General features: G+C 67.8%; 13 protein-coding genes. 8 read left to right on the forward strand and 5 right to left on the reverse strand.

The annotated features are described in order from the left end of the window. Positions 1–23 precede the first annotated feature (23 nt). Positions 24–1193, forward strand: a complete 1170-nt coding sequence (locus VHS75_RS00605) for an acetyl-CoA C-acyltransferase (protein ID WP_329636660.1) — start codon at positions 24–26, stop codon at positions 1191–1193. A 331-nt stretch (positions 1194–1524) separates the two neighbouring features. Next, the gene (gene secA / locus VHS75_RS00610; RefSeq protein ID WP_414694235.1) at positions 1525–4227 is read left to right on the forward strand and encodes a preprotein translocase subunit SecA; all 2703 of its coding nucleotides are present in this window, start codon (positions 1525–1527) and stop codon (positions 4225–4227) included. Here the strand turns inward: secA and VHS75_RS00615 are convergent. After that, on the reverse strand, positions 4224–4574 hold the full coding sequence (locus VHS75_RS00615) for a TfoX/Sxy family protein (RefSeq protein WP_329636662.1): 351 nt from the start codon (positions 4572–4574) through the stop codon (positions 4224–4226). The genes secA and VHS75_RS00615 overlap by 4 nt on opposite strands. Here VHS75_RS00615 and VHS75_RS00620 point away from each other — a divergent pair. Beyond that, on the forward strand, positions 4573–4866 hold the full coding sequence (locus VHS75_RS00620) for a hypothetical protein (RefSeq protein ID WP_329636663.1): 294 nt from the start codon (positions 4573–4575) through the stop codon (positions 4864–4866). The two genes, VHS75_RS00615 and VHS75_RS00620, sit on opposite strands and share 2 nt — an antisense overlap. On the opposite strand, the gene VHS75_RS00625 is transcribed toward VHS75_RS00620, so the two are convergent. Then, on the reverse strand, positions 4863–6257 hold the full coding sequence (locus VHS75_RS00625; protein WP_329636664.1) for a carotenoid oxygenase family protein: 1395 nt from the start codon (positions 6255–6257) through the stop codon (positions 4863–4865). The genes VHS75_RS00620 and VHS75_RS00625 overlap by 4 nt on opposite strands. Positions 6258–6344: 87 nt before the next feature. Between VHS75_RS00625 and VHS75_RS00630 the strand changes: the two genes are divergently transcribed. Continuing rightward, the gene (locus VHS75_RS00630; RefSeq protein WP_329636665.1) at positions 6345–6944 is read left to right on the forward strand and encodes a TetR/AcrR family transcriptional regulator; all 600 of its coding nucleotides are present in this window, start codon (positions 6345–6347) and stop codon (positions 6942–6944) included. 8 nt (positions 6945–6952) lie between these two features. On the opposite strand, the gene VHS75_RS00635 is transcribed toward VHS75_RS00630, so the two are convergent. Continuing rightward, positions 6953–7558, reverse strand: coding sequence for a TetR/AcrR family transcriptional regulator (locus VHS75_RS00635; protein ID WP_329636666.1), 606 nt, complete (start codon positions 7556–7558; stop codon positions 6953–6955). Between the two features lie 71 nt (positions 7559–7629). On the opposite strand from VHS75_RS00635, the gene VHS75_RS00640 reads away from it, so the two are divergent. Genes VHS75_RS00640 through VHS75_RS00655 form a run of 4 tightly spaced genes read left to right on the forward strand, consistent with a single transcriptional unit; the run spans position 7630 to position 12250 of the window. Continuing rightward, the gene (locus VHS75_RS00640) at positions 7630–9021 is read left to right on the forward strand and encodes a cytochrome P450 (protein WP_329636667.1); all 1392 of its coding nucleotides are present in this window, start codon (positions 7630–7632) and stop codon (positions 9019–9021) included. A gap of 49 nt (positions 9022–9070) precedes the next feature. Next, positions 9071–10219 carry an epoxide hydrolase family protein gene (locus VHS75_RS00645; RefSeq protein WP_329636668.1) on the forward strand — a complete coding sequence of 383 codons (1149 nt, stop codon included), beginning with the start codon at positions 9071–9073 and terminating at the stop codon, positions 10217–10219. Positions 10220–10235: 16 nt separating this feature from the next. After that, entirely contained in the window at positions 10236–11228 is a 993-nt protein-coding gene (locus tag VHS75_RS00650) for a threonine ammonia-lyase (protein ID WP_329636669.1), read from the forward strand. A gap of 11 nt (positions 11229–11239) precedes the next feature. Next, positions 11240–12250, forward strand: a complete 1011-nt coding sequence (locus tag VHS75_RS00655; RefSeq protein ID WP_329636670.1) for a beta-eliminating lyase-related protein — start codon at positions 11240–11242, stop codon at positions 12248–12250. A gap of 105 nt (positions 12251–12355) precedes the next feature. Here VHS75_RS00655 and VHS75_RS00660 read toward each other — a convergent pair whose 3' ends face one another. Continuing rightward, positions 12356–13351 carry a nitronate monooxygenase family protein gene (locus VHS75_RS00660; RefSeq protein WP_329636671.1) on the reverse strand — a complete coding sequence of 332 codons (996 nt, stop codon included), beginning with the start codon at positions 13349–13351 and terminating at the stop codon, positions 12356–12358. 64 nt (positions 13352–13415) lie between these two features. Beyond that, positions 13416–14378: an acetyl-CoA carboxylase carboxyltransferase subunit alpha gene (locus VHS75_RS00665; RefSeq protein WP_329636672.1), complete on the reverse strand. Its 963-nt coding sequence runs from the start codon at positions 14376–14378 to the stop codon at positions 13416–13418. Between the last annotated feature and the right edge of the window lie 85 nt (positions 14379–14463).

The following is a 14463-nucleotide window of genomic DNA, read 5'->3' on the forward strand; positions in this document are numbered from 1 at the left end:
ATATTTGGGAAGGATCATTTAAAATGCGCGAAGCCGTCATTGTCTCTTACGCCCGCACCGGCCTGGCCAAGTCCGTCCGCGGCGGATTCAACATCACCCCGACCGTCTCGATCGCCGCCCACTCGGTGAAGCACGCCGTGGCCAAGGCCGGCATCGAGGCGGAGGCCGTCGAGGACGTGTTCATGGGCAATGTGGCCCACGGCGGCGGCAACATGGCGCGCCAGGCGGGCCTGCTGGCCGGCCTGCCGATCACCACCTCCGGCGTGACGGTGAACCGCTTCTGCTCCTCGGGCCTCCAGACCATCGGCATGGCCGCCAACTATGTGCGCAACGACGGCGCCGACGTGGTGGTGGCCGGCGGCGTGGAGACCATCTCCATGCCCAACATGGGCGCGGGCAAGGACAACTTCGATCCGGAACTGACCAAGATGTATCCGGCGATCTTCATGCCGATGATCGACACCGCCGACATCGTCGCCGAGCGCTACAAGCTCAGCCGCGAATACCAGGATGAATATTCGCTGGAGAGCCAGCGCCGCATGGCCGCCGCCCAGCAGGCCAACAAGTTCGCCGACGAGATCGTCCCGATGAAGACCAAGATGAAGGTCGTCAACAAGGAGACGAAGGAAGAGACCATCGTCGACTACGTGGTCAACAAGGACGAGTGCAACCGCCCCGACACCACCGCCGAGGGTCTGGCGAAGCTGGAGCCGGTAAAGGGTCCCGGCAAATACATCACCGCCGGCAACGCCTCGCAGCTCTCCGACGGCTCGGCCGCCGTGGTGATCATGGAGCGCAAGGAAGCCGAGCGCCGGGGCCTGTCGCCTATGGGCGTCTTCAAGGGCTGGGCGGTCGCCGGTTGCCAGCCGGACGAGATGGGCATCGGCCCGGTGTTCGCCATCCCGCGCCTGCTGGAACGCCACGGCCTGAAGGTCGACGACATCGACCTGTGGGAGTTGAACGAGGCCTTTGCCTCGCAGTGCCTCTACAGCCGCGACAAGCTGGGCATCGACCCGGAGAAGTACAACGTCAACGGCGGCTCCATCGCCATCGGCCACCCCTTCGGCATGACCGGCGCGCGCCTGGCCGGCCACGTCCTGCAGGAAGGCAAGCGCCGCGGGGCCAAGAACGTCGTGGTCTCGATGTGCATCGGCGGCGGCATGGGCGCGGCGGGACTGTTCGAGGTGATGTAGGACTCCATCCCTCCTCTTTAGGGGAGGGATAGGCCGCGCCAGCGGCCAGGGTGGGGGAATCGCGTTCAAGCTCTGACTTCGGAGTCCTGGCCCTGAGATCCCCACCCGTCCGAGGCTTCGCCTCGTCCACCCTCCCCTAAAGAGGAGGGACCGGGAGAACGCGTCGCGTTGACACCAGGGGGGTCGCTGCTTAAGTCTCCCGCGCCTTCGAAAGAGCAAGTTTTCCCGGCAGGCGACGGGCAACAGCCGCGCCCACCGCATCAACCGGACCTTCCCCTTGAGCATCTTCCAGCAATTCTTCGGCTCTTCCAACGACCGCAAGGTCAAGTCGATGATGGCGCGGGCCGCCAAGATCACCGCGCTCGAACCTCAGATGAAGGCGCTCTCCGACGCCGATCTCCGCGCCAAGACCGCCGAATTCCGCGAGCGCCTGGCCAAGGGCGCGACCCTCGACGACCTGATGGACGAAGCCTTCGCGGTGGTGCGCGAGGCCGCGCTGCGGGTGCTGGGCCAGCGCCACTACGACGTGCAGCTGGTGGGCGGCATGGTGCTGCATCAGGGCGGCATCGCCGAGATGCGGACCGGGGAAGGCAAGACCCTGGTCGGCACCGCGCCGGTCTATCTGAACGCGCTCGCCGGCAAGGGCGTGCACGTGATCACGGTCAACGACTACCTGGCGCAACGCGACGCCGAGTGGATGGGCCAGATCTACCGCTTCCTCGGCATGGAGGTGGGCGTCATCGTCCACGGCCTCAGCCAGACCCAGCGCCAGGAGGCCTACAACTCTGACATCACCTACGGCACCAACAACGAGTTCGGCTTCGACTATCTGCGCGACAACCTGGTCTATGAGGCCGGCGAGATGGTCCAGCGCGGCCACAACTTCGCGATCGTCGATGAGGTCGACTCGATCCTGATCGACGAGGCGCGCACCCCGCTGATCATCTCCGGCCCCACCGAGGACCGCAGCGAGTTCTACAAGACCATCGACCTGCTCGTGAAAGAGCTGATCAAGGACCCGACCACCTACGATTTCGACGAGAAGCAGCGGCAGGTGATCCTGACCGAAGAGGGCTCGGAGACGATCGAGGAGATGCTGATGACGGGCGGCCACCTGGCCCCCGACACCGCCGGTCTCTACGACGCCGCCAACGTCTCGGCGGTGCACCACGTGAACCAGGCGCTGCGCGCCAACGTCCTCTATCAGCTGGACAAGGACTACATCGTCCGCGCCGGCGAGGTGATCCTGATCGATGAGTTCACCGGCCGCATGATGCACGGCCGCCGGCTGTCGGAAGGCCTGCACCAGGCGATCGAGGCCAAGGAAGGCGCCGTCATCCAGCCCGAGAACCAGACTCTGGCCTCGGTGACCATCCAGAACTACTTCCGCCTCTATTCAAAGCTGTCGGGCATGACCGGCACGGCCTCGACCGAGGCGCAGGAATTCCTCGACATCTACAAGATGGACGTGGCCGAGATCCCGACCAACCGGCCGGTGATCCGCATCGACGACGACGACGAGGTCTACCGCACGTCCGCCGAGAAGCATGTGGCGATCATCAGCCTGATCGAGGACTGCTACCGCCGCGGCCAGCCGATCCTGGTGGGCACGGTCTCCATCGAGAAGTCCGAGCAGCTCTCTGAGATGCTCAAGGCCCACAAGTTCGAGATCGACGGCAAGAAGCAGACCGGCGTCCCGCACAACGTCCTGAACGCCCGCTACCACGAGCAGGAAGCCGCCATCGTCGCCGACGCCGGCGTGCCCGGCGCGGTGACCATCGCCACCAACATGGCCGGCCGCGGCACCGACATCCAGCTCGGCGGCAACGTCGACATGAAGGTGATGGCCTGGCGCGACGAACAGCGCGCGCTCGGCGTCGAGGTCACGCCGGAGATGGCGCTTGAGCACAAGGCGCGGATCGAGGGCGAGATCGCCGGCAAGAAGGCCCAGGCGCTGGCCGCCGGCGGCCTCTTCGTGCTCGGCACCGAACGCCACGAGAGCCGCCGCATCGACAACCAGCTGCGCGGCCGCACCGGCCGCCAGGGCGACCCGGGCCACTCGAAGTTCTTCCTCTCCTGCGAAGACGACCTGCTGCGCATCTTCGCCGGCGAGCGGCTGGACTCGATCATGCGCACCTTCGGCGTCCAGGAAGGCGAAGCGATCACCCACAAGTGGCTGAACAGCGCCATCGCCACCGCCCAGAAGCGCGTCGAGCAGCGCAACTACGAGATTCGCAAGAACCTGCTGAAATACGACGACGTCGTGAACGACCAGCGGAAGGCCGTGTTCGAACAGCGCGCCGAGTTCATGGCCTCCACCGACATCTCCGACGTGGTCGCCGAGATGCGCAACGACACCATCGAGGACTTCGTCCGCCGCTTCCTGCCGCCCAAGGCCTACGCCGAGCAGTGGGACATCGAAGGCCTGGACGAGCACGTGCGCGGCTATTTCGGCCTGGAGCTGCCGCTGAAGGAATGGGCGGCCGAGGACGGCATCGCCAACGAGGAGATCGAGCAGCGGATCATCAAGGCCGCCGACGCCCGCGCCGCCGAGCGCGACGTCCAGGTGGGCGACCACATGCGCACGGTGGAAAAGAGCTTCGTCCTGCAGATGATCGACCTGCAGTGGCGCGAGCACCTGATGCACCTCGACCATCTGCGCAACGTCATCGGCCTGCGCGGCTACGGCCAACGTGACCCGCTGAACGAGTACAAGACCGAAGCCTTCAGCCTGTTCGAGACCCTGCTGACCGACCTGCGCCAGAACGTCACCCGCTGGCTGATGACGGTGGAGTTCCAGTTCGAGGCGCCGCCCTCGCCGCCGCCGGGCCGCTTCCAGGAGGTCCACCTCGACCCCCTGACCGGGGAGAACGCCGCGCAGATGGGCGCCCTGCCTGACGGCCTGAACGCCGAACAGCGCCAGGCTCTGCCGGTCACCGCCCTGCCGGAAGGCTGGGAGAACACCGGCCGCAACGCCGCCTGCCCCTGCGGCTCTGGCAAGAAGTTCAAGCACTGCCACGGCGCTCTGGTCTAGCGCGCGCGTTTCGGCCGTTTCTGCGCCGCCTTGGCTTCGGCCACGGCGAGCGCCTTGCGGGCCCAGGCGGCCGCCTCGTCCGGATCGTCGAGCGCCGCCTCCGGCAGGCGCCAGTAGGCGCCGATCGCCCGCGGTTCGGCGACAAAACGGTAGACCCAGGCGACGGAGCCCTCGGCTTCCAGCTCCGCCTTCAGCGCCTCGTCGGCCTTGAGGTAGATCGTGTCCTCGTCGATGAGGCCGAAGATCAGCTCATCGGCGAACAGGCCCGTGACGCCGAACATGCGCCGGAAGCGCACCGGCCCGAAGCCCGCGAACAGCTCTTCGACGAAGGCGTGGAAGTCGCTCATGCGAGCGCGGTTCTACGCCGCGGACGGTTCGACGCAACCGATCACGGCGCCGCTCGTTTTCCTCAGCGTCAGCATGGGGGTTCAGATGCCTGCCTACCGCGCCTACCGCCTGGACGATCACCACCGCATCTTGGACGGCCAATGGCTGGAGGCGCCCGACGACGCCGCCGCCATCGATCAGGCCGAAACGCTCTGCGACGAGGGCGCGCCGAGCGTCGAGCTCTGGCAGTCGACCCGCCTCGTCGAAGAGATCGATTGCGAAGACGACGACGACTGCCCCTGCGACGACTAGAGGTTCACCCAGTTGCCGTGGAAGCCGAAGGGCACGCGCCTCGGCATCCTCGCCACCGCTATAGGACCGGCCGCGATGTCCTGGGCTTCGAACACCAGCAGGTCGCTGCGGTCCTCGCCGGCGCGGTAGACCACCGCGGTGACCCAGCCGTCGCCTTCCGGAGCGTCCGCTGAGCGCGGCGTGAACACCGGCTCGGAGGTCGCGTCGCCGCCGTCGAGTTGGTAGACCTGCCGCTTGCCGGTCGTGAGGTCCAGGTGGGCGATAGCGTTCAGTCGCACGGTTTTCGAGCCCGCGGGGTCAGCGCCGTACCAGCCGTGCCGATGCTTGCGGGTCTCGACGCGCGGGTCGACGCGCGGGAACTCGCCGTCGATGTCGTCGAGGGTCTCTTCCTTGATGGCGTCGGAATTGGACGCCAGGTCGAAGGTCCAACGCACCAGGCGCGCGGCGGCCTTGTCGCCGGGGGAGCCGTCGGCGTTCGGGAACAGCGGGGCCACATTGTAGCGCATGACGTCGCAGAAGATCTTGTCGCCCTCTTCCCAGCTGTTCAGCGGGTGGAAGACGTAGCAGGCCTCGGTGTTGAACCAGCGGATCGAGGACACGTCGCCGTCGCGGCGCATGACGCCCACGTGGCTGCCCTTGTCCGGCTCCCAGGCGAAGGGCGGCAGGCCCTTCATCGCCCGTTCCAGGCTGCCGGTCAGCGGCAGGACCGGGAATAAAACGTGGTTCTCGGTGGTCATGAAGTCATGGACCATGGACGAGAACGGCGCCTGGAAATCGTCGCGGCGGACCACAGTCCCGTCCGCGGCGGTGACGCCATAGCTCATCCCGGCCGACAGCGGCATGTCACCGACGCTATAGCCGAACCAGATCATCTCGCCGGTCGCCGGATCGATCTTCGGGTGGGCGGTGACGCGGCCTTTGTAAGGGCGGACATAGCCCTTGGATTCCAGCGTACGAACATCCATCTCGAACGGATGATGGGCCTCCTCCAGCGCCAGCAGCTTGCCCGCGTGAAACAGGATGTTGGTGTTGGCGACGCCGCCCTCATTCCCCGCGGTGAGCGGATCGCTGGTCATCGGGTTGCCCATGGAGCCGAACAGGGCCCGGCCATGCTCGTGCTCCAGCTCCCACTTCGGTGTGCGGACGTAGCGGTTGCGGTAGGAGACCTTGCCGTCCGCGACGTAGAAGCCATGGACCATTCCGTCGCCGCCGAACCAGTGGTGATGCTCGGGGTCGCGGGGCTCGAATTGCGGATTGGGACCGATACGGAACAGCGCCCCGCGCAGGCCCGCCGGGATCTCTCCGCGCACGTCCAGGTCGAAGTCGTCTTCGCTCCTGACAGGCGCGAAATTCCCGGCCAAGTAGGGGTTGATACGCACGTTGCCGTCCATCGGATCTCTCCCTTATAGCTTACGATGTAAATTTATTTCGTAAAAAGTAGCGTTCTGCAAGCCTTTTCGTGCAAACCTGAGTCGCCCATGCCCCGCGTCCTGTCCGAAACCGATGTCGCCGATTTCCGAGAGCGGCTTTGCGAGGCCGCCGAGCGGCTGTTCGCCGAGCGTGGACCCGACGCGGTGACCATGCGCCAGCTGGCCGCCGAGCTCGGCGTCTCGCCGATGACCCCCTACCGCTACTTCGAGGACAAAGACGACATCCTGGCCGCGGTGCGGGCCAACGGCTTCAGCCGCTTCGCCGAAGCGTTGGAAACGGCGCGGGCCTCAGTGGTCGGCGCGCGGGCGGTCGGCTCGGCCGTGGGCAAGGCCTATGTGGAGTTCGCGCTGTCGAACCCGCACGCCTACAAGCTGATGTTCGACTTCAACCAGCCGAACACGGAAAAGTACCCCGAACTGGTGGCCGCCGGTCTGCGCGCGCGCAAGACCATGACCGCCCATGTGGAGGACGCCCTCAAGGAAGGGCTGATGGAGGGCGATCTACAACAGATCGGCCTGATGTTCTGGGCCGCGGTCCACGGGGCGGTGATCCTGGACCTGGCCGGCATGCTGCCGCCGGGAGGCAGCCAGCAGCTGTTCCAGAGCCTTGATGCGGCCCTGACGCGGGGCGTGCGGCCGCAGGACTGAGCGGCCTGCTAGGGCGCCACGGCCGGCCGCACCACGCCATCGGCCATGGCCTCCACGGCCGCGATGATGACGTTCTCCGTCACCTCCTCGGGGGTGAGCAGGTACTGGCACACCAAGCCCATGGCCAGGGACTGAAGGATGACCGCCAGCTGCCGCGGCGGCAGGGCCAGTTCGGCGCGGTGGTGCTGGACCAGGTGATCGGCCATCTGGCCGAAGGCGGTGGCGTAGCCGCGGGCGAGATCGTTGCGCAGATCCGGATCGGCCAAGGCGTAGAGCTGGAATTCCGCGAGGAACTTGGCCTCTCCACGAGCCCGCGGCAGGGCCTCGACCAGGGCGTCCGCCATGGCGCGAAGCTGCACCCGTAAAGGCGCGCCGGGGGTGTAGACCGGCGACAGGGTCAGGCCCTTCGCACCCATGGCGGCCAGCAGCAACTCGCCGCGGCCTGCGAAGTTGGAATAGATCGCGCCGCGGGTCATGCCGGCGCGCGCGGCGATCGCGTCGAGGCTGGCGCCCGCGAAGCCCTTCACCGCCACTACATCGAGGGTCGCCGCGATCAGCGCCGCGCGGGTGCGTTCGCGTTTGCCGCCTGTCTTGCGTTGGGTCTCGGCCGCCATTGACATGTCGCCGAATATACAGAATGTAGAAAATACATCATGTATATTTTTGACCCGGCGGAGTTCAGGTCATGTCGGACGTTTCAATGCCAAACCCTCACCGGATGGCTGGCCTGGCGCCGCCGCCGGAGAAGTCACCCTCGCTGCTCAAGCAGCTGAGCGGCGGCGGCAACGCCTTCGAGACCCTGCCGCGGGTGATCTTCGAGCAGCCGATCTATCAGGCGAAGTCGGCGTTCGGGACGACAGTCATGGTGCACGACCCCGAGGGCGTGCGCCGGGTGCTGCTGGACAACGTCGTCAACTATCCGAAGGAGGAGCTCTCCAACCGGTTCTTCACCGCCATGTTCGGGGAAGGCCTGCTGAGCGCCGAACCCGCCATGTGGCGCCGCCACCGCAAGATCATGGCGCCGGCCTTCGATCCGCGCAGCGTGGCGTCCTACGCCCCGGCCATGGCCGCCGCGTCGCAGGCCTTCACGCAGCGCTGGTCGGCCCTGCCCGACGGCGCCGACATCGACATGGCCGAGGAGATGAAGGCGCTGACGCTGGCGATCATCTGCGAGACCATGTTCTCGTCGGACGCCAGCGAGCTGGTCAGCCTGGCGGGCACGGCGCTCGGCTTCACCCGCGATGCGCTCAATTTCGGCCTCCTCGACCTCCTGCCGCTCATCGGGCCAATGCGGCTGAAGGCCAAACGGGCAGCGCTGCATGAGGACTTCAGCGCCATGGACGGCGCGATCTACCGGATGATCACCGAGCGCGAGAAGAACCTCGCGAACGCGCCCAACGACCTGCTCACACGCCTGGTCGCCGCCAAGGACCCCGAGGACGGCGCGGGGCTCAGCGCCCAGGAAGTCCGCGACGAGATCATCACCATCTTCGAGGCCGGCCACGAGACCACCGCCGTCGCCATGACCTTCACCTGGTACCTGCTCTCGCAGCACCCGGAGGTGGAGGCGCGCCTGCACGCCGAGCTCGACGCCGTGCTGGGCGACCGCCCGCCTACCGCCGAGGACGCGCCGAACCTGCCCTACACCCGCCAGGTCATCGAAGAGTCCATGCGGCTCTATCCGCCCGCGCCCGCCGTCACCGGCCGCCGGGCCGCCGCGGACGACGAGATCTGCGGCGTGAAGGTGGCGGCCGGCGACCGCATCATGATCTCGACCTGGGTGCTGCACCGCCACCGCACCCTTTGGGAGGAACCCGAACGGTTCGACCCCGACCGCTTCGCGCCGCAACGCAGCGAAGGCCGGCCGCGCTTCGCCTATCTGCCGTTCGGGGCGGGACCCAGGATCTGCATCGGCATGGGGCTGGCCATGACCGAGGCGACTTTGATCCTGGCCACCCTGGCCCAGCGCTTCCGCCCGCGCCTCAAGACACCGCAGGAGGTGAAGCTCGCCGCGCGCATCACGCTTTCGCCGGACGGTGGCCTGAAGATGCAGATCGAGCGGCGTCCCGCGGCTTGACCGCCCCGGCGGCAGGCCTGAAGTCTCCTCCCCGTCCGGGAGGCGCGACATGTCGACGATCAAGCCGTTTGAGGTGAGCTGGGGCGAGGCCGAGGTCGAGGTCGTCCTGGATCGCGTGCGAGCCTATCCCTGGCCGCCGAGCCCGCAGGTCCCCGACGGCTGGGCCTATGGCTGCGACGGCGCCTGGCTGCGGGGTCTCTGCGACCACTGGACCGGCGCCTACGACTGGCGCGCCGCGGTGGCCGACCTCAACCGCTTCCCGCAGTTCACCGCGCGGGTGGAGGACTTCGACCTGCACTTCCTGCACGTCGTTGGCGAAGCGAACGGCAGCCGCCCCCTCATGGTCACCCACGGCTGGCCGGGCTCGCACTACGAGTTCTGGGGCGCGATCGAGAAGCTGGCCTTCCCCAGCCGCTTCGGCGGCCAGGCCTCCGACGCCTTCGACCTGATCGTCCCTTCCCTGCCCGGCTTCGGCTTCTCATCGAAGCCCACACGGCCAGTGGGACAGCGCACCACCGCGCGCCTGTTCAACACCCTGATGACGGATGCGCTGGGCTACCAGACCTACCTGGCCCAGGGCGGCGATTGGGGGGCCATGGTCACCTCCTGGCTTGGCCGCGACCACGCCGCCCACGTGCACGCCATCCATCTCAACATGCTGGGCTTTCGCCCGCACGGCGGGCCACAGGGCGAGGCGGAGATCGGCTGGGCCCAGCGCCAGGCGGGGATGATGGACATCATGGGCGCCTATTTCCGCCTGCAGGTCTCCAAGCCGCAGTCGATCGCTTGGATGGGCGCGGGCAATCCGGTGGGCCAGGCCGCCTGGATCGTCGAGCGATTCCACGACTGGTCGGACCTGTCGACGAAGGGCCTGGACGAAGCCTACGGCAAGGACCGGCTGCTCACCAACATCATGCTCTATGTGATGACCGACAGCTTCGCGACCGGCGCTTGGTATTACCGCGGCCTGGTGGAGGAAGGCGGCCTCGCCTTCCAGCCGGGCGAGCGGTGCGAGACGCCGACGGCCTTCGCCAACTTCCCCGGCGAGCCGCTTTATCGGGCGCCGCCGCGCTCCTTCGCCGAACGGGCCTACAACATCGTCCGCTGGACCGACATGCCGCGCGGCGGCCATTTCGCGGCGATGGAAGAGCCGGATCTCTATGTCGACGAGGTGCGGGACTGGGCGCGCAGCCTCTAGTGTGAGAGACAGCCCCATGCCCGCCGTACTCCCGCCCGTCCGCCCCATCACCCTCGCCGAGATCGAGGCCGCGCGTGGCCGGATCGCCGGGACCTGCGTGCGTACGCCGCTCGTCCGGCTGGAGCTTGGCGCGGGATTTCCGGATATCCGCCTGAAGCTGGAGAACCTGCAGCCGATCAACGCTTACAAGCTGCGCGGCGCCGCCAACGCCGTCGCCATGCTGAGCGAGGCGGAGCGCAAGAAGGGTGTCTGGACGATCAGCGCCGGCAATGCGGGCCAGGGCGTCGCCTACGCCGCGCGCAAGGCCGGCGTCCGCTGCACGGTCGTCGCCATCGAGACCGCGCCCGCCTCCAAGCTCGACCGGATGCGAGCGTTGGGCGCGAAGCTGGTGCTGGTCTCCTACGAAGGCGCCTGGAGCGCGCTGGACGACCGCGCCTATCCCGGCGTCGAGGGGACCTTTATCCACCCCTTCGACGACGACGACTTCATCGCCGGCCACGCGACCATGGGCCTGGAGATCCTGGAAGATGCTCCGGACGCCGTGGCCGTGATCTGCGGCGTCGGCGGCGGCGGCCTGATCACCGGCGTCGGCAGCGCGGTGAAGGCGATCAAGCCCGGCATCAAGCTCTGGGCCGCCGAGCCGGAAACCGCCGCGCCGCTTTCGCGGTCGCTGGCCGCCGGATCGCCGCAGAAGTTCCCGGAATGGCAGGCCTCCTTCGTCGACGGCGCCGGCGGCCAGAGCGTCTTCCCGCGGATGTACGAGCGCATGACGCCCCTGGTGGACGGCGCCATCGTCGTCACCCTCGACCAGACCCGCCGCGCCATGCGGCTGATGGCGGAGAAAGCCCGGATCGTCGCCGAGGGCGCGGGCTGCCTGCCGCTGGCCGCCGCCCTCACCGGCGAGGCGGGCCCAATAGACATGAACGGGGGCCCCATCGTCTGTGTGGTCTCCGGCGGCAACGTCGACATGGCGACCTTCTGCGACATCATGGCCGCGACGGCGAGCTGATCCTTAAGACCATGACCGCCCGCTACGACTTCGCCTCCGACAATACCGCGCCGGCCGCGCCGGAAGCCATGCAGGCGGTGCTGGACGCCAACTCAGGCTTCACCGCCGGCTATGGGGCCGACACCGTCACCGCCCAGGCCGCCGACCTGATCCGCCAGCTGCTGGACGCCGACGCCGAGGTGCGATTTGTGGCCAGCGGCACCGCGGCCAACGCGATCGCGCTCGCCGCCCTCTGCAAGCCTTTCGAGTCCGTGCTGGCCCACCGGCACGCGCACGCCGCCACCGACGAGACCGGCGCGCCCGGCTTCTTCGGCCACGGCCTGGGCATGATCCCGCTGCCCGGCGCGGACGGGAAGATCGATCCGGCGGCCCTGGCTGCGGCGCTGGCCCAGCCGGAGAACGGCCACGTCCAGTCGCCCGGCGCCCTGTCGCTGACCAACGCCACGGAATATGGCGGCGTCTATTCGACCCAGGCGCTGGCCGGCCTGATCGGCACGGCCAAGGACAAGGGCGCGGGCGTCCACCTGGACGGGGCGCGGATCTTCAACGCCGCGGCCGCCGGCTTCGACCTGGTGGCGATCCGCCCGCTCGGCGTCGACATCCTGGTCATCGGCGGGACCAAGGCCGGGATGCCGCCCACCGAGGCGCTGGTGATCTTCGACCGCCCGCTGGCCCACCGCTTCGACGCGCGCCTGAAGCAGTCCGGCCAGTTCCCGTCGAAGGGCCGGTTCTACGCCGCGCCGTTCATCGGCATGCTGCGCGACGGGGCGGTGCTGCGCCACGCCGCCCACGCCAACGCCATGGCCCAGCGCCTAGCCGGCCAGATGCCGTTCAAGCTGAACCACCCGGTCGAATCCAGCGGCGTGTTCGTGGAAATGGACGAACCCACGCGTCTGCACCTGCAAGCCGCCGGCTGGATGGCCCAGCGCTTCCTCGACGGCTCCGTGCGTTTCATGTGCTCCTGGGCCACGACGCCAGAGGCGGTGGATGAGCTGGCCGCGGCTCTGAGGCAGGTCCGCTAGCGGTCCCGTTTCCAGGGCGACCGGATTACGTAGAGCAGCAGGGCCACCGCCAGGGTCAGGACCCTCCAGTCCCAGGGCGGAATCTGCGGTAGGCCCATAGCGTCCTCAGGCCTCCACCATCTGCCGCATCCCCGCCATACGATCCAGGCGGCCGTGGATGATCTCCTCGGCCTCGCGGACGATGCGGTGGATCAGCTCTGCGCAGGTGGGGATGTCGTGGATCAGTCCCTGGATCTGGCCGGCCGACCAGATGCCGGCGTCGTTGTCGCCGACCTCATAGACGCTGCGGCCGCGGGTCCCGGCCACCAGTTCGCGGACGTCCTCGAACTTCGCGCCCTCGCGCTCCATGGCCACCACCTGGGTCGAGATGACGTTCTTCGCCACGCGCGAGGTGTTGTGCATGGTGCGGAAGATCAGCTCCGTGGCGCGTTCGTCGTTGTCGACGATCTGCTGCTTGATGTTCGGGTGGATCGGGCTCTCCACGGTCGCCATGAAACGGGTGCCCATGTTGATCCCCTCCGCGCCCAGGGCGAGCGCCGCCACCAGGCCGCGGGCGTCGCCGAAGCCGCCGGAGGCGATCATCGGGATCTTGATCTTGTCGGCCGCCGCCGGGATCAGGATCAGGCCGGGCACGTCGTCTTCGCCCGGGTGGCCGGCGCATTCGAAGCCGTCGATGGAAATGGCGTCGACGCCCATCCGCTCGGCCGACAGGCCGTGGCGGACGGAGGTGCACTTATGGATCACCTTGATGCCGTGCTTCTTGAACTCCTCGACGTGCTCGATCGGCTTGTTGCCCGCCGTCTCGACGATCTTGATGCCCGCCTCGATGATCGCCTGGCGGTATTCGGCGTAGGGCGGGGGCTTGATGGCCGGCAGGATGGTCAGGTTCACGCCGAACGGCTTGTCGGTCAGGGTGCGGCAGCGCGCGATCTCCTCGGTCAGCTTCTCCGGCGTCGGCTGCGTGAGCGCGGTGATGAAGCCCAGCCCGCCGGCACTGGCGACCGCGGCCACCAGTTCGGCGCGGCCAACCCATTGCATGCCGCCCTGGACGATAGGATGCTCGATCCCGAAAAGCTCGGTGAACCGGGTCTTCAGCGCCATCGGGCGTCCCTCCAAACAGTTGTTTGGATGACACTCAACGCGCAGACGCGGCGTCAGGCAAGCCCTACTGCAGCCCCGCCCGGCCGATGGCGTAGAAGCGTTCGGCGCGGTGTTTGCGCAGCTCGTCGGGCGTGAAGCCCTCGAGCGCCTTCAGCTCTTCTTCGATGGCGTCGCCGACCGCCTTGAGGGTCGCCTCGGGATCGGAGTGGGCGCCGCCGGGCGGCTCGGGGATGATCCGGTCGACGATCTTCAGGCCGAGCAGGTCCTGGGCGGTGATCTTCATGGCCTTGGCCGCTTCGTCCGGCGTCCGCGCCCCGCGCCAGAGGATCGAGTTCGCGCCCTCCGGCGAGATGACCATGTAGATGGCGTGCTCCAGGATCAGCACCCGCGAGCCGCTGGCGATGGCGCTGGCGCCGCCGGACGCGCCCTCACCGGTGATGACGGCCACGATGGGCACGCCCAGCAGCAGGCTCTTTTCCGTCGACCGCGCGATGGCCTCGGCAACCCCGCGCTCCTCCGACGCCACGCCGGGATAGGCGCCGGGCGTATCCACGAAGCTGATGATCGGCAGGCTGAAGCGCTCGGCCAGCTCCATCAGCCGGATCGCCTTGCGGTAGCCCTCCGGCCGGGCGAGCCCGAAGTTGTGCTTCACCCGCGTGATCGTATCGCGGCCCTTTTCGTTGCCCATGATCACCACCGGGCGGCCGCGGAACCGGCCGAGGCCGCCGATGATCGCCTGATCGTCGGCGTAGGTGCGGTCGCCCTTCAGCTCCACGAATTCGTCGATCAGGCCAGCGGCGTAGTCGACGAAGTGCGGTCGGTCCGGGTGGCGGGCGACCTGGGTCTTTTGCCAGGCGTCGAGCTTGGAATAGGTCTCGCGGCGCATCTCCTGGGTGCGCGCGCGCAGGGCTTCGATCTCGGCGTCGAACGCGCCCGGGCTGGCCGTTTCCGAGAGCTTCGAAAGCTCCTCGATCTTGGCTTCGAGGTCGGCGATCGGGCGCTCGAACTCGAGGTAGTGCACTGCCATCCGGGAACTCGGTCCTTCATGTCGAAGCGGGGCCGGAACCTAGACCCTTCCCGGTTCAGGTGGAACCACCTGAACCGGATAAGAA

The sequence above is a fragment of the Phenylobacterium sp. genome, from assembly GCF_036264965.1.
In the GTDB taxonomy this organism is placed as follows: domain Bacteria; phylum Pseudomonadota; class Alphaproteobacteria; order Caulobacterales; family Caulobacteraceae; genus Phenylobacterium.